Below are 14967 nucleotides of genomic sequence, written 5' to 3'. Positions count from 1 at the left end.
GTGTGCCGACCAGCGCTTCTTCCGGCCCCCGGGGCGATTCGTCATCGGTTGTCAGTGCGCGCCGCTAGCCTCTCCGACATGGCCGCCCGCATCACCGATCCCGATCAGCTCAAGGAGCTCCTCGGCATCCCGTTCACCCCGGAGCAGACGGCCTGCATCGTCGCGCCGCCCGCCCCGCAGGTGATCGTGGCCGGAGCCGGCTCGGGCAAGACGACGGTGATGGCGGCCCGCGTGGTCTGGCTGGTCGGCACCGGCCAGGTCGCCCCCGAGCAGGTCCTCGGCCTCACCTTCACCAACAAGGCTGCCGGTGAACTCGCCGAGCGCGTCCGCAAAGCGCTGATCAAGGCGGGCGTCACCGACCCCGACATCATCGACCCGGACAACCCGCCTGGCGAGCCCGTGATCTCCACCTACCACGCCTTCGCCGGCCGGCTGCTGACCGATCACGGCCTGCGCATCGGCCTGGAACCCACCTCCCGGCTGCTCGCCGACGCCACCCGCTTCCAGCTCGCCGCGCGCGTGCTGCGCGAGGCTCCCGGGCCCTACCCGGCCCTGACCCGTTCCTTCGCCGACCTGGTCAGCGACCTCCTGACGCTCGACGCCGAACTCTCCGAACACCTCGTACGCCCCGAGGCGTTGCGGGCGTACGACGCCGAGCTGCTGCTCACCCTTCAGGGCGCCAGACTCACCAACGACGCCCTGCGCAAGGTTCCCGAGACGGCCGCCGGCCGCCGTGAACTGGCCGAGCTGGTCGTCCGCTACCGCGCAGCCAAACGCGAACGCGACCTCCTCGACTTCGGTGACCAGATCGCGCTGTCCGCGCGGCTCGCAGGGATCCCGGAGGTGGGCCGCAACCTGCGCGAGGAGTTCCGGGTGGTGCTCCTCGACGAGTACCAGGACACCTCCGTCGCCCAGCGCGTCCTGCTGGCAGGTCTGTTCGGCGACGGCACCGGCCATCCCGTCACCGCCGTCGGCGACCCCTGCCAGGCCATCTACGGCTGGCGCGGCGCCTCCGTCGCCAACCTCGACGACTTTCCCGAGCACTTCGCCCACCCCGACGGCCGGCCCGCGACCCGTCAGGCGCTCAGCGAGAACCGCCGCAGCGGCGGCCGCCTCCTCGACCTCGCCAATGGCCTCGCCGAACCCCTGCGCGCCATGCACGCGGGCGTGGAGGCCCTCCGCCCGGCTCCCGGCGCCGAACGCGACGGCATGGTGCGCTGCGCCCTCCTGTCCACCCAGGCCGAGGAGATCGGCTGGCTCGCGGACTCGATCGCCCATCTCGTGCGTACCGGTAAGGAACCGGGCGAGATCGCCGTCCTGTGCCGCACGGCGACCGACTTCGCCGAGATCCAGGGCGCCCTGGTCGAACGGGACGTCCCGGTCGAGGTGGTCGGCCTCTCGGGCCTGCTGCACCTCCCCGAGGTCGCCGACCTCGTCGCCGTCTGCGAGGTCCTCCAGGACCCGGGCGCCAACGCCGCCCTCGTCCGTCTGCTGACCGGCCCGCGCTGGCGCATCGGCCCGCGCGACCTCGCCCTCCTCGGACGCCGCGCCCGGCGCCTGGTGTCCCACGCGCGCGTGGCCGGCGACGACGACCCCGACCGCCGGCTCGCCGAGGCCGTCGAGGGGGTCGACCCGGCCGAGGTGATATCGCTCGCGGACGCCCTGGAGACCTTCCTGGAGACCCCCCTCTACAGCGACGACGAGGACGACGACGGTCTGCCCTTCTCGCCGGACGCGCGCGTGCGGTTCGCGCGCCTGGCGGCCGAGCTGCGCGATCTTCGCCGCTCGCTCGCCGACCCCCTGATGGACGTCCTGCACCGCGTCCTCGCCGTCACCGGTCTGGAGGTCGAACTGTCGGCGTCCCCGCACGCCCTTGCGGCCCGCCGCCGCGAGACCCTGTCGAACTTCCTCGACGTCGCCGCCGCGTTCGCCGCGGGCGACGGCGAGGCGAGCCTGCTCGCCTTCCTCGGCTTCCTGCGCACCGCCGCCCAGTACGAGAAGGGTCTCGACAACGCCCTGCCCGGCGGCGAGAACACCGTCAAGGTGCTCACCGCGCACAAGTCCAAAGGTCTGGAGTGGGACGTCGTCGTCGTTCCCGGCCTGGTCACCGGCACCTTCCCGAGCGCCAAGGGCCGCGAGAAGTGGACCGCCCAGGGCAAGGTGCTGCCGCACGCCCTGCGCGGCGACACCGACACCCTGCCCGACATCGCTTCCTGGGACTCGCGCGGCATGAAGGACTTCCACGAGGCGATGAAGGACCACCAGCACACCGAGGAACTCCGCCTCGGATACGTCACCTTCACCCGCCCCCGCTCCCTGCTCCTCGGCTCCGGCCACTGGTGGGGACCGACGCAGAAGAAGCCCCGAGGACCCTCGGACTTCCTCCAGGCCCTGTACGACCACTGCACGGCCGGCCACGGGGAGATCGAGGCCTGGGCCGACGAGCCCGCCGAGGACGAGGAGAACCCGGCGCTCCACCAGCAGACCCTGGACCAGGTCTGGCCCCTGCCCCTCGACGACATCGCCCTGGCCCGTCGACGGGCCGCCGCCGAGACGGTCCTGGCCCACCTGGAGACACTCGCCTCCCACACCGACGGCCACCCCGCGACCACTCACGACCCGGACGCCTACGACGACCCGGACTGGCCCCCGCCACCGGACGACGAAGAACCCGACGAGGGGGAACCGGACTTCGAGGTCCTCGTGAACTCCGAGGACGAGCCCCTCCCGGAGGACCCGGCCGACTGGGACACCTGGACCTCGGCCCGCCCGGCCGTCCCCCACCAGGCCACGGCCCCGGACACCGACGAGCACTCCGACGCCACGGAGGGACCGCGCGGCCACCCCGAGCAGCAGCCGCAAGCGGCGCCCACCGGCGGTCCGGCACACCCGCCCGCCCGTCCCCCTGCCCCGCAGCGGCCCGGCGCGCACCCCCGCCCCACTCTGGAGGAAGCCCGCACCATCGCCTCCTGGGACCGTGACCTCGACGCCCTCACCGGGGAGATCCTGCGTGCGCGGCAATCCGTCACCGAGGTGCCGTTGCCCGCGTCGCTCACCGCGTCCCAAGTGCTCCGCCTCGCCGCCGACCCGGACGGGCTCGCGCAGGAGCTCGCGCGCCCCATGCCGCGCCCTCCACAACCCGCCGCACGTCAGGGCACCCGGTTCCACGCCTGGGTCGAAGCCCGCTTCGAAGCGCTGACCCTGCCCATGCTGGAACCGGACGACCTGCCGGGCAGCGACGCCGAGATCGCCGACGAACGCGACCTCGAAGACCTCAAGGACGCCTTCGAGCGCACCGAGTACGCCCACCGCACACCCCACCGCGTCGAGACGCCCTTCCAGCTCGCCATCGCGGGCCGGGTGGTCCGGGGCCGTATCGACGCCGTCTACCAGCAGACCGACGGGGACGCGACGACGTACGAGATCGTCGACTGGAAGACCAGCCGCACCCGCACCGCCGACCCCCTCCAACTCGCCCTGTACCGGCTCGCCTGGGCCGAGCGGCAGGGAGTGCCTGTGGAATCGGTCACGGCCACCTTCGTGTACATCCGTACCGGCGAGGTCGTGCGCCCCAGGAACCTGCCGGACCGGGCCGCCCTGGAACGGCTCCTCACACAGGACCCGGACGGTTCCGCGCCAGCAGACTGTGAGCAACCGCCCAACGAGGATGTCGGTGCGGGCCGATAGGCTCATGACCATGAGCCATCCCGTTGACAGTGCCGTCAGCGCCGTCCGTACGTACATCGAGCAGCACCGCGCCGCCTTCCTCGACGACCTCGCCGAATGGCTGCGCATCCCGTCCGTCTCGGCCCAGCCCGACCACGGCCCCGATGTACGCCGCAGCGCCGACTGGCTCGCCGCCAGGCTCAAGGAGACCGGCTTCCCCACGGCCGAGGTCTGGGAGACCCAGGGCGCGCCCGCCGTCTTCGCCGAGTGGCCCGCCGAGGACCCCGCGGCGCCCACGGTGCTCGTCTACGGCCATCACGACGTCCAGCCCGCCGTCCGCGAGGACGGCTGGGACAGCGACCCCTTCGAGCCGGTCGTCCGCGAGAACCGGCTCTACGCGCGCGGGGCGGCCGACGACAAGGGCCAGGTGTTCTTCCACACCCTCGGCGTCCGCGCCCACCTCGCCGCCACCGGCCGCACCGCCCCGGCGGTGCACCTGAAGCTGCTGATCGAGGGCGAGGAGGAGTCCGGCTCCCCGCACTTCCGCGCCCTGGTCGAGGAGCGCACGCAGCGGCTCGCCGCCGACGCCGTGATCGTCTCCGACACCGGCATGTGGGCCGAGGACACCCCCACCGTGTGCACCGGCATGCGTGGCCTCGCCGAGTGCGAGATCCGGCTGTACGGCCCCGACCAGGACATCCACTCCGGTTCCTTCGGCGGTGCCGTCCCCAACCCGGCCACGGCCGTCGCCCGCCTCGTCGCCGCCCTGCACGACGACCACGCACGCGTGGCCGTCCCCGGCTTCTACGACGGCGTCGTCGAACTGACCGACCGCGAGCGCGCGCTCTTCGCCGAACTGCCCTTCGACGAGGAGCAGTGGCTGCGCACCGCCAAGTCGCGCGCCACCCACGGCGAGGCCGGACACACCGTCCTGGAGCGGATCTGGGCCCGCCCCACCGCCGAGGTCAACGGCATCGGCGGCGGCTACCAGGGCCCCGGCAACAAGACGATCGTCCCGGCCTCCGCGATGGTCAAGCTCTCCTTCCGGCTGGTCGCCGGACAGGACCCCGGTCACATCGAGAAGGCCGTTCGCGCCTGGGCGGCCGACCAGGTCCCTGCCGGGATCCGGCAGGAGATCACCTTCGGCGCGGCCACCCGCCCGTGTCTGACCCCGCTCGACCACCCCGCCCTGAAGTCCGTCGTACGGGCCATGGGCCGCGCCTTCGACAAGCCGGTCCGCTTCACCCGCGAGGGCGGCTCGGGCCCTGCCGCCGACCTCCAGGAAGTCCTCGGCGCGCCCGTGCTGTTCCTCGGCATCTCCGTCCCCTCCGACGGCTGGCACGCGCCGAACGAGAAGGTCGATATCGATCTGCTCCTCAAGGGCGTCGAGACCTCCGCATACCTGTGGGGTGATCTCGCCGAGCACTGGAGCCATGCGCCCTGACCGTCCCGCGCCGCCCGGACCGGCTGCGCGCGCGGGGCACACCGGATGGACCGCCCCGCGCCGTACGTCCCGCCGAACCACCCGACGACACAATCCGCTGCACCGGGGGAGTTGGAAGCACCCGTGACCACCTGGACCGACCACACCGCCGACCGTCCCGTCTCGCTCACCGCTCCGAGCGGCATCGACCGCGCCGCACACCACCGGCTCGACGAGGCCTGGCTCGCGGCGGCATGGAGCCACCCCACGACCCGCTGCTTCGTGGTCTCCGGCGGTCAGGTCCTCATCGACGAGGCGACGGACGGCCGCACCGAACTCGTCATGACCCCGTCGTTCGAGGCCCCGCTCACCGAGGCCCACCGCTACTTCCTCGGCATCGACGAGGAAGGAGTCCGCTACTTCGCGCTCCAGAAGGACGCGCTGCCCGGCCGCATCGACCAGTCCGCGCGCCCGGCCGGCCTGCGCGAGGCCGGCCTGCTGCTGTCCGCGCGCGAAGCGGGCCTGATGGTGCACGCGGTCGGCCTGGAGAACTGGCAGCGCACCCACCGTTTCTGCTCCCGCTGCGGTGAGCGCACGGTCATCGCGGCGGCCGGTCACATCCGCCGCTGCCAGGCCTGCGGCGCCGAGCACTACCCGCGCACCGACCCGGCCGTGATCATGGCCGTCACCGACGACGAGGACCGCATCCTGCTCGGCCGCCAGGTGCACTGGCCGGAGGGCCGTTTCTCCACCCTCGCCGGCTTCGTCGAACCCGGCGAGGCCATCGAGCAGTCGGTGCGCCGCGAGGTCTTCGAGGAGGCCGGTATCACCGTCGGCCCCGTCGAGTACGTGGCCAGCCAGCCCTGGCCGTTCCCCTCCAGCCTCATGCTCGGCTTCATGGCCCGCGCCACCTCGACGGAGATCAACGTCGACGGGGACGAGATCCACGAGGCCCGCTGGTTCTCCCGCGACGAACTCCAGGCCGCCTTCGAGTCCGGCGAGGTCCTCCCCCCGTACGGCATCTCCATCGCCGCCCGCCTGATCGAACTCTGGTACGGAAAGCCGTTGCCGACAAGGAGTTTCGTCTGAGGACGGGCATGCCCGACCCGTACTGGAACCACAACGTCCACTATCACCGGGTAGTACTCGGCGCCGTGCCGAAGGGCTGCGGCAAGGCCCTGGACGTGGGGTGCGGGGACGGGCTGCTGGCCCGCAAACTCGCGGCGCGGGCCGTGTCCGTGACGGGTGCGGACCGCTCACCGGAGATGATCCGGCAGGCCCGCGTGGCCTCCCCCGGGACCATCACGTTCCTCGAAGCGGACTACCTCGACGGGTCAGCCCTGCCCGAGGGTGAGTACGACTTCGTCAGCGCGGTCGCGGTGGTGCACCACGCGCGCTTCGAGGACGCGGTGGGCGGCCTGGTGCGGTTGACGGCTCCGGGCGGGCGCCTGGTCATCGTCGGCATGGCGTACAACAAGACCCGCCTGGACTGGGTGCTCAGCGGCTGCGGCCTGCTCGCCAGCCTGCTCCTCAGGCGGTTGCGCGGTGGCAGACGGGGCCCGCCCGGCATGCCCGTCGAGGACTCGGCCATGCACTGGAGCGAGGCCCGGCACGCCGCCCGACGCCTCCTGCCCGGCTGCCGTTTCCGGCGTCGCCTGCTGTGGCGCTACACGGTGGTCTGGGACAGACCACGAGAAAGCGGTCCCTGAGTTCCCTCAGGGACCGCCCCCGCCCGGCAGTGCCTACACGCCGACCTTCTGCTTCACCTGCGCCAGTGACGGGTTCGTCAGCGTCGAACCATCCGCGAAGAGGACGGTCGGAACGGTCTGGTTCCCGCCGTTCGCCTTCTCCACGAACGCCGCGGAAGCCGGGTCCTGCTCGATGTTGATCTCGGTGTACGCGATGCCCTCGCGGTCCAGCTGCTTCTTCAGCCGCTGGCAGTAACCGCACCAGGTGGTGCTGTACATCGTCACAGTGCCCTGCATGTCTCGCGCGCTCCTTCAGTGGCTCGGGGAAGAGGCCGTGCACAGGGGCAACGTATGCGGCCGGGGCACCATTCCCGACCGGGAGGGACCCGCAGGGTGACGCCTGCCGCATTAGTACGACTGCGCCTACCTCCCTGTGGACAACCGGCTCACCCGTCTCCGCCGACCTGGCAGCATGGCCGTGTGACAGCAGCAACGCACTCCACGCTCTTCCCGCGCACACCGGACTCCGCCGACGCGGTGCTCGAAGGGCTCGACCCCGAGCAGCGCGAGGTGGCAACCGCCCTGCACGGGCCGGTGTGCGTGCTGGCGGGGGCCGGTACCGGCAAGACCCGGGCCATCACCCACCGCATCGCCTACGGGGTGCGGGCCGGAATCCTCCAGCCCTCCAGCGTGCTCGCCGTCACCTTCACCAACCGCGCCGCCGGGGAGATGCGCGGGCGCCTGCGCCAACTCGGTGCGGCGGGCGTCCAGGCACGTACGTTCCACTCGGCCGCCCTGCGCCAGCTCCAGTACTTCTGGCCGAAAGCGGTCGGAGGATCCATGCCCCGGCTCGTCGACCGCAAGATCCAGCTCGTCGCCGACGCGGCCGCCGCCTGCCGCATCCGGCTCGACCGGGGCGAGCTGAGAGACGTCACCGGCGAGATCGAATGGTCCAAGGTCACCCAGACCGTCCCCGGCGAATACGCCCTCGCAGCTGCGAAGGCGGGCCGTGAGACTCCGCGCGCGGCGGCCGAGATCGCCCAGCTCTACGCCGCCTACGAAGACCTCAAGCGGGGCCGGGCCGTCATCGACTTCGAGGACGTGCTGCTGCTGACCGTCGCCATCCTCCAGGACCGGCATGACATCGCCGAACAGGTACGTTCCCAGTACCAGCACTTCGTCGTCGACGAGTACCAGGACGTCAGTCCCCTTCAGCAGCGACTCCTGGAGCTCTGGCTCGGGCGCCGGGACAGCCTGTGCGTCGTGGGAGACGCCAGTCAGACGATCTACTCGTTCACAGGCGCAACTCCTGACCATCTGCTCGACTTCCGCACCCGCCACCCCGGCGCCACCGTCGTCAAGCTGGTCCGCGACTACCGCTCCACCCCGCAGGTCGTCCACCTCGCCAACGGCCTGCTCGCCCAGGCCCACGGCCGCGCCGCCGACCACCGGCTGGAACTGATCTCCCAACGCCGGCCGGGCCCCGAACCCGTCTACACCGAATACACCGACGAGCCCGCCGAGGCCGAGGGTGCCGCCCACCGCATCCGGGACCTCATGGGCGCGGGCGTCCGTGCCAGCGAGATCGCCATCCTCTTCCGCACGAACTCCCAGTCCGAGACCTACGAACAGGCACTCGCCGATGCCGGAGTGCCCTACCAACTGCGCGGTGCCGAGCGGTTCTTCGACCGGCCCGAGGTCCGCAGGGCCATCGTCAACCTCCGGGGTGCGGCCCGTTTCGGCGGCAACGACTCACGGCTGGACGACGCCGTCGACCTGCCTTCCCAGGTGCGTGCCGTGCTGTCGGGCGAGGGCTGGACCACCGCGCCACCGGCAGGCTCCGGTGCAGTCAGAGAGCGTTGGGAGTCGCTGGCCGCCCTGGTGAACCTCGCGCAGGACTTCGCCACCGCGAGAGCCGGCGCCACCCTGAACGACCTCGTGGCCGAACTCGACGAGCGGGCAGGCGCCCAGCACGCCCCGACCGTCGAGGGCGTCACCCTCGCCTCCCTGCACTCCGCCAAGGGCCTGGAGTGGGATGCCGTGTTCCTGGTCGGTGTCGCCGAGGGCATGATGCCGATCACCTACGCGAAGACCGACGAGCAGGTCGAGGAGGAGCGTCGGCTCCTCTATGTCGGCGTCACCCGCGCCCGGGAGCGCCTCCATGTCTCCTGGTCGCTCTCCCGCTCGCCCGGCGGCCGTCCCAACCGCCGCCCCAGCCGTTTCCTCGACGGTCTGCGGCCCGGCTCCACGCCCACCGCGGGGAGGGCCGCCGCAGGCGGCCCCGGAGGGGTCGAGCGTGGTTTCACGAGTCCGGTGGGCGCCGTTCCGAGACGCACCCAGCGCACCCCGGCGCGCTGCCGGGTCTGCGGGCGCACGCTCACCGACGCGGGCGAGATGAAGCTCATGCGTTGTGAGGACTGTCCCTCCGACATGGACGAGGGGCTCTACGAGCGGTTGCGCGACTGGCGCGCGGTGCAGGCGCAGCGCAGCGGACAGCCCGCTTTCTGCGTCTTCACCGACAAAACCCTGATGGCGATCGCCGAGGCCGTCCCCGACGAGGAGCACGAGCTGGCGCGGATCCCGGGCGTCGGCATGCGCAAGCTCAACCGCTACGGCACCGACGTCCTGGCCATCTGCGCAGGCCAGGAGGTTTCGGGAGAGGAAGACGAGGACTGATTCCAACTCGTCGGAAAAATAGTTTGCGCATGCCCCAGCAATCCCCATAGGTTCTTAACCACGGGGACGGAGGCCTTCTCGGAGGCCCCGGTTCCGTGCTCTACTTGCATATCCGTCGGACTGTGACTCGCGTCGCGGTCCCCCGAGACGCCGAGAGGAGGCGATTCCAGTGATCAGCATCAACACCAGCTTCATCAGCCCGGCCAAAATGACCGATCGCTCGGTCGTCTCCGCGTGCATGCTCGGCGTTTCCAACCTGGGCACCGGTCTGTCCGGCATCTCTGCCGCGCGTCCGGCGTCCCCCGTGTCTCTCGCGGTCCTTCCCGTCCGTGAGCGCAATGAGCGACCGACCAAGGCACTGGAAGCAGTAGCGGCACAGGCGCATGCCTATGCCTTTGCGGCGGCCGGTGCCGGATTCCGGAAGCAGACGACGCAGCACCACCAGATGTGGGCCTTCCGTGGGCCAGAACCCTGGAGTGATCCAGCCTGATCGACTCAGGCCGGCGCCTTCAGGGCCGCGGAACCCCACCCGGGATCCGCGGCCCTTCTGTTTTCCCCGAACGGGGAGAGCGGAGCGAAGGGGCCTCGGGACAAGAAAAGAACCCGGTACCAAGCCGACTACCGGTCCAACAGGGCCGGAACCGACCAGACGAGGAAGACGAACCGTGCAACTCGAAGCGCACGCCCCGTCCGTACCGCCTTCCGAAACGCTCCCCCCGCCCGGTCTCACGGAGGACTCCACCTTGATCCCGCTCACCGCGCTCACCGCGCTCGACGACGCCATCGAGAACCTCGGCGTACCCGTCCCCTGCCGTTCCTACGACCCGGAGGTCTTCTTCGCCGAGTCGCCGGCCGACGTCGAGTACGCCAAGTCCCTCTGCCGCACCTGCCCGCTGATGGAGGCCTGCCTCGCCGGCGCCAAGGAGCGGCGTGAGCCCTGGGGCGTCTGGGGTGGCGAGCTGTTCGTCCAGGGTGTTGTCGTCGCCCGGAAGCGGCCGCGTGGTCGCCCGCGCAAGAACCCGGTCATGGCATGAACGTCGCAGGAACGATCGACCGCCCTCTCACGAACGACCCCAGGAAACAGGCCCCGATGAAGCCGTCCGCCAGCGAGCCCGCAGGCTCCGCGACCCCAGACTTCACCACCATCGGCGCGACCGAGTCGCGTCAGAACAGGACCCGAGAGATGCAACTCATCCCAGAAGCGCTGGCTCGCGCGCATATGCGCGACCGGCTGCAGGAGGCCGAGCGGGAACGCCAGGCCGTGCGCCTGGCGGCTGCCCGCCGGATGCAGCGCCGAGCCGAGCGCGCCTCGATGCGTGCCCGTCGCGCGCTCGCCATGGCCGTCATGCAGTAGTCCGACCACACCTGAAGCGGTGGCCTCCCGAACCGAGCCGGATCAAGCAGATCCGAGCCCGGCCGGGAGGCAGCAGCTCTCCCCGCGGGGGCCGGTCCGTCCGAACGGACCGGCCCCCGCGGTGCGTTGTACGGCGCTCCACCGGGGGCGGCGCTATCGTCCCCAGGGTGACGAGTCTTCCCGGAGTCGGTGACGGCGGCGGTTGCCAGGCACAGCCGGGACCCTTTGTGTGCGCCCGTTGCGGGACCAGGGCCGAGGGCCCCGTTCTGACCTGGACCTGTTCCCTGGAGGACGGCGACCGCCAGTACTTCTGCGACGTGTGCTCCCGGGAGAACCTGAGGGCGATCGAGGGGCGGCTGGACTCGGCCTGGTGGTAGTGCCGCCCTACGATCGGCCCATGACGAGCTCCTCACAGCACTGGTCCGTGCAGTATTTCTCCCAGGCCAACCCGGAGGGCCCGGGCTGCGACAGCGTGCCGGCACTGTTGCGGCGGCTGGCGGACTCCATCGAGGAGCTGGGGCCGGTTGAGATCCAGGACGTCGTCATCGCGTCGGAGATGACCGAGCACGGCCCGTGGCGGTCGGGAACCGTCTACTTCCACGAGAGCTGACGAAGCCGGGTCACGCCTCCGCGGCCGGTACCTCCTCGTCGAGTTCCTCCTCCGGCAGGAACCCCGGCAGCCACTCCTCCAGTTCCTCGCGCAGCCGGACCGTCGCACCCAGTTGGCACAGCACACCGATGGTGCTCAGGGTCACCCGGTGTATCAGGAGGTACGCGGGGGGCAGGTTGAGCTGTTTGCCCAACTGGTGGGCGGGGGAGCGGGGGTCGGCGATACGGGCGGCCTGGCTGCGCATCCAGCCGCGGGAGAAGGTGAACTCGTCGACCTCGGCCGGTTCGATGATCGGCACAAGGTAGTCGAGTACGGCGTCCGGGTCCAGCTCTATCGAGTCCTTCACGAAGCCCTCCGCGCGAAGAAGGTCGTAGACCGCCTCCGCCTCGCCGTCCAGCGTCATGCGCAGGGAGGCGCCGATGGGGGCGGGCAGACCGCCCGGGAGCCGGTCGACCGTGCCGAAGTCCAGAACGCCCAGGCGCCAGTCCTCCTTGCCGTCGGGCCCGCCGGGCAGCAGACGGAAGTTGCCGGGGTGCGGGTCGGCGTGCAGGAGGCCGGTGCGGGCCGGGCCGGAGAAGAGGAAGCGGGCCAGGAGCTGGCCGGCGCGGTCACGCTGCTCCTGAGTGCCGTCGGAGATCACCTCCGACAGGGGAACGCCCTCGATCCACTCCGTGATCAGGACCTGATCGCTCTGATGGACCACGGCCGGCACCACGACGTCGGGATCGTCCGCGAACTCCTCGGCATGGGCCTGCTGGGCCTGTGCCTCCAGACCGTAGTCGAGTTCCTCCGAGACCCGGTCGCGCATCTCGGCGATGAGGGGTTTGATGTCGATGCCGGGAACGAGGGGGCCCAACAGGCGGGCGAACCGGCCCAGTTGCGTCAGGTCGGACAACAGGGCCTCGCCGGCTCCCGGGTACTGGACCTTGACCGCCACCTCGCGTCCGTCGTGCCACACGGCCCGGTGCACCTGGCCGATCGATGCCGCGGCGGAGGGCTTGTCGTCGAACTCGGCGAACAGTTCCTGCCAGTCCTCGCCCAGGCGCTCCTCCAGCACTGTGTGCACGGTGCGGGTCGGCATCGGAGGCGCAGCCTCCTGGAGTTTCGTCAGGGCCGCGCGATAGGGACCGGCGACCTCTTCGGGAAGTGCCGACTCGAAGACGGACAGGGCCTGGCCGAACTTCATGGCCCCGCCTTTCAGCTCCCCGAGCACCTTGAACAACTGGTCCGCGGTGCGCTGTTGCAGCTCGCGGCCGACGATCTCCGCGGACTCGCCCACGATCCGCTTGCCGAGTCCCCAGGTGGCCCGCCCGGCGAAGCCGAGCGGGAGCGCGGCGAGCTTGGCGGTACGGGTGACCGCCTTCCGGGGAAGATCAGACATGCGCCCTCCAGGTCCCAGCCGGCCGCGGCGCGGTTGCCTCACGGCACAACTCCTCCGACGGCCCTTGCTCCCTCATTGTCTCGCGCGCATCCTCCTCCTTGGAGGTGTGTTCTCCCTTACCTTTCTCCGAGGCCCCGCACGGGCATGCGGGATGCGCCCAGACCGGCCGAGCGTGCCAGTTGAGGCCGGGCAGCGAGACCTCCCAGCGGGCGCCCGCACTCGAGGGCACCCGGCCGTCCAGGAAGGCGAGCGCGTGGGCGGCCGCCAGCCCGGCGACCGTCGTGGCCAGGGCCAGGTCACAGGGCCGTGTCGGATGCGGCCCGCTGCCCGAACGCCACTGGGCGACCAGCCGGGGCCATGCCTCGTCCCGGTCGGTCCGGGATTCGTGGAGGCAGCCCGCGCAGCCCGTCTCGCCCGGCAGGACGAACGGGCCGACCACTCCGGTCGCCTCGGCCACGCCCGCGTACAGATGAGGTGTCCCGGACCGTACAAGCGGTTCGCCGGTGGCCGGGGCGGGTGCGTACACATCGACGTCGTCGCGCGGGGCGAGGATCACCAGGGAGAACCCCGGATCGTCCGCCCCGGCCGGGGCACGGGAGGTGTGGCGTGGCAGTCGGCCCGGAGCCGCCGCCGAGACCGCTCGGCGGGCGGCCGTCTCCCTGCGGTCGCCGACGGAGGCCGCGGGCAGTCCGCCCGGGGTCACATCCCCCGGCTCCACCCGGCCGAAGTCCCGCACATCGACCTCCCCGACGCCGGCGCCCGAAAGCAGTGCGGCCAGCACCACGCCGACCCGACCCGCGCCCCTGACCTGCACGCGCAGTTCGCGGCGGGCGGCCAGGAGTCCGATCGCCTCACCCGGCTCGGACGTGGTCAGGGAGAGAGACGCCAGGTCGGGTGCCAGCCGGTCGAGGACCTCCTTCTTCTCCCGCAGGGCGTCCGCGGCCGGCCCGCCGCCCTTCGCGTCGTCGATGAGCCCGGCCCGCGTGAGCCGGTTCACCAGTGTGTCGACATGGCCCTCGGGCAGATCCATACGGTGTCCCTCCTTCCGCAGCAGCGCGAGACCGCGCGTGCCGTTGAGCAGGTCGAGGAAGCTGCCCGTCGCCGTGTCCATGGGGCCCAGCGTCATCGCGTGCGCCGGGGTCATCCCGAACTGCACGGTATTGAGATCGCGCCAGCCGCGCCGGAGCGCGGGTTTCATCTGCGGAACCATTGCTTGCACGAGCGGAACCACTGCTTGCATGACAGGCCCCCGTAGCCCTCGTAGAACGTCACTGTCCGCGGCCGGAGCCGGGCGATGGTCGGTCGGGGCTCCAGCGGCGAGGCCAGCATGCCCGGACCCGGCCCTCACGTGCCGAAAGTTGTCCACAGGTAAGGGCTATTCGTCGTACAAATCAGACGCTTGGCGGGCGATCGGAACCGAACCGTCCCGGAGTCGGGACTTCCCCCGTGTGCAGCGGGTAACGTCAGGGCGTGCCCGCCGACCCACTGCACAGCGCCGGAACGCCACAGCGCAGCACGACGAGTCAGCCGCCGAGCGGCTCGGGGGCGAGCGCGATCGAGGTGCGCAGGAGCAGCCGTCGCCGCCGGACGGTCTCCGCGTACCGCGAGGGCGATCGCACCGTCGTGCTCATCCCTGCCCGGATGTCCGAGGCCGAGGAGCAGCGCTGGGTCAGCGTCATGCTCGACAAGCTGGCAGCCCAGGAGAGCAAACGGGTCCTCGGTGACGCCGAGCTCTCCGAGCGCGCCCGGCGGCTGTCGGACCAGTACTTCGACGGCAGGGCGCGGCCCGCCACGGTCCGCTGGGTCACCAACCAGAACACGCGCTGGGGTTCGTGCACGCCGTCCGAGAGCAGCATCCGGCTGTCGCACCGGCTTCAGGGCATGCCGGAGTACGTCGTCGACTACGTCCTGCTGCACGAACTCGCGCATCTGCTGGTACCCGGGCACGGGCCCCGTTTCTGGCGGCTGCTGGAGGCCTATCCGCGCACCGAACGGGCCAAGGGCTACCTGGAGGGCGTGGTCGCCGCGGACCGGTTGCCGCATCCCCCGGGCACTCGCGGAGAGTGACTGCCGACTCGAACGGGTTTTTGTACCGGATCTGTACCGACCTCCGTCGGTGTCCGAGTTTGCCGTTAGCCTGTCGCGACGCACTCGCATTCCGGATGGGGG

At 71.3% G+C, this 14967-nt stretch carries 14 protein-coding genes; 11 read left to right on the top strand and 3 right to left on the bottom strand.

Annotation, left to right across the window (positions count from 1 at the left end):
• Window positions 1-78: 78 nt before the first annotated feature.
• The 4 genes from ACFYRX_RS01375 to ACFYRX_RS01360 all read left to right on the top strand — a co-directional run bounded on the left by ACFYRX_RS01375 (window position 79) and on the right by ACFYRX_RS01360 (window position 6798).
• Window positions 79-3687: a UvrD-helicase domain-containing protein gene (locus ACFYRX_RS01375; protein ID WP_389095541.1), complete on the top strand. Its 3609-nt coding sequence runs from the start codon at window positions 79-81 to the stop codon at window positions 3685-3687.
• Window positions 3688-3697: 10 nt separating this feature from the next.
• A complete protein-coding gene (locus ACFYRX_RS01370; RefSeq protein ID WP_389095539.1) occupies window positions 3698-5110 on the top strand; it encodes a dipeptidase in 1413 nt (470 codons plus the stop codon).
• 123 nt (window positions 5111-5233) lie between these two features.
• A complete protein-coding gene (gene nudC / locus ACFYRX_RS01365) occupies window positions 5234-6178 on the top strand; it encodes an NAD(+) diphosphatase (protein ID WP_389095537.1) in 945 nt (314 codons plus the stop codon).
• Between the two features lie 8 nt (window positions 6179-6186).
• Window positions 6187-6798: a class I SAM-dependent methyltransferase gene (locus tag ACFYRX_RS01360; RefSeq protein ID WP_389095535.1), complete on the top strand. Its 612-nt coding sequence runs from the start codon at window positions 6187-6189 to the stop codon at window positions 6796-6798.
• A gap of 33 nt (window positions 6799-6831) precedes the next feature.
• On the opposite strand, the gene ACFYRX_RS01355 is transcribed toward ACFYRX_RS01360, so the two are convergent.
• Complete coding sequence (locus ACFYRX_RS01355; protein ID WP_067028802.1) at window positions 6832-7074, bottom strand: mycoredoxin; 243 nt, start codon at window positions 7072-7074, stop codon at window positions 6832-6834.
• A 54-nt stretch (window positions 7075-7128) separates the two neighbouring features.
• Here ACFYRX_RS01355 and ACFYRX_RS01350 point away from each other — a divergent pair, with 54 nt between their 5' ends.
• The 6 genes from ACFYRX_RS01350 (at window position 7129) to ACFYRX_RS01325 (ending at window position 11417) form a co-directional block, all read left to right on the top strand.
• Window positions 7129-9453: an ATP-dependent DNA helicase UvrD2 gene (locus tag ACFYRX_RS01350; protein WP_389095533.1), complete on the top strand. Its 2325-nt coding sequence runs from the start codon at window positions 7129-7131 to the stop codon at window positions 9451-9453.
• 169 nt (window positions 9454-9622) lie between these two features.
• On the top strand, window positions 9623-9943 hold the full coding sequence (locus tag ACFYRX_RS01345; RefSeq protein WP_389095531.1) for a hypothetical protein: 321 nt from the start codon (window positions 9623-9625) through the stop codon (window positions 9941-9943).
• A gap of 175 nt (window positions 9944-10118) precedes the next feature.
• A complete protein-coding gene (locus ACFYRX_RS01340; protein ID WP_389095530.1) occupies window positions 10119-10487 on the top strand; it encodes a WhiB family transcriptional regulator in 369 nt (122 codons plus the stop codon).
• Window positions 10484-10807, top strand: coding sequence for a hypothetical protein (locus ACFYRX_RS01335; protein WP_389095528.1), 324 nt, complete (start codon window positions 10484-10486; stop codon window positions 10805-10807). Before ACFYRX_RS01340 ends, ACFYRX_RS01335 begins: the two co-directional genes overlap by 4 nt.
• Window positions 10808-10974: 167 nt before the next feature.
• Complete coding sequence (locus tag ACFYRX_RS01330) at window positions 10975-11184, top strand: hypothetical protein (protein ID WP_389095527.1); 210 nt, start codon at window positions 10975-10977, stop codon at window positions 11182-11184.
• Window positions 11185-11204: 20 nt separating this feature from the next.
• The gene (locus ACFYRX_RS01325) at window positions 11205-11417 is read left to right on the top strand and encodes a hypothetical protein (protein ID WP_389095525.1); all 213 of its coding nucleotides are present in this window, start codon (window positions 11205-11207) and stop codon (window positions 11415-11417) included.
• A 10-nt stretch (window positions 11418-11427) separates the two neighbouring features.
• Here the strand turns inward: ACFYRX_RS01325 and ACFYRX_RS01320 are convergent, their stop codons facing one another.
• Both ACFYRX_RS01320 and ACFYRX_RS01315 read right to left on the bottom strand, forming a co-directional pair.
• A complete protein-coding gene (locus ACFYRX_RS01320; protein ID WP_389095524.1) occupies window positions 11428-12798 on the bottom strand; it encodes an ABC1 kinase family protein in 1371 nt (456 codons plus the stop codon).
• Window positions 12791-14008, bottom strand: a complete 1218-nt coding sequence (locus tag ACFYRX_RS01315; protein ID WP_389095522.1) for a TOMM precursor leader peptide-binding protein — start codon at window positions 14006-14008, stop codon at window positions 12791-12793. The genes ACFYRX_RS01320 and ACFYRX_RS01315 overlap by 8 nt, the downstream gene beginning before the upstream one ends.
• Before the next feature lie 260 nt (window positions 14009-14268).
• Between ACFYRX_RS01315 and ACFYRX_RS01310 the strand changes: the two genes are divergently transcribed.
• On the top strand, window positions 14269-14865 hold the full coding sequence (locus ACFYRX_RS01310) for a M48 family metallopeptidase (RefSeq protein ID WP_389095520.1): 597 nt from the start codon (window positions 14269-14271) through the stop codon (window positions 14863-14865).
• The last annotated feature ends 102 nt before the right edge of the window (window positions 14866-14967 follow it).

Origin of the sequence: Streptomyces sp. NPDC005374 (assembly GCF_042872225.1) — a bacterium.
In the GTDB taxonomy this organism is placed as follows: Bacteria; Actinomycetota; Actinomycetes; order Streptomycetales; family Streptomycetaceae; genus Streptomyces.
Note: the sequence above shows the minus strand (reverse complement) of the source record. Positions and strands in the feature narration are given on the sequence as shown.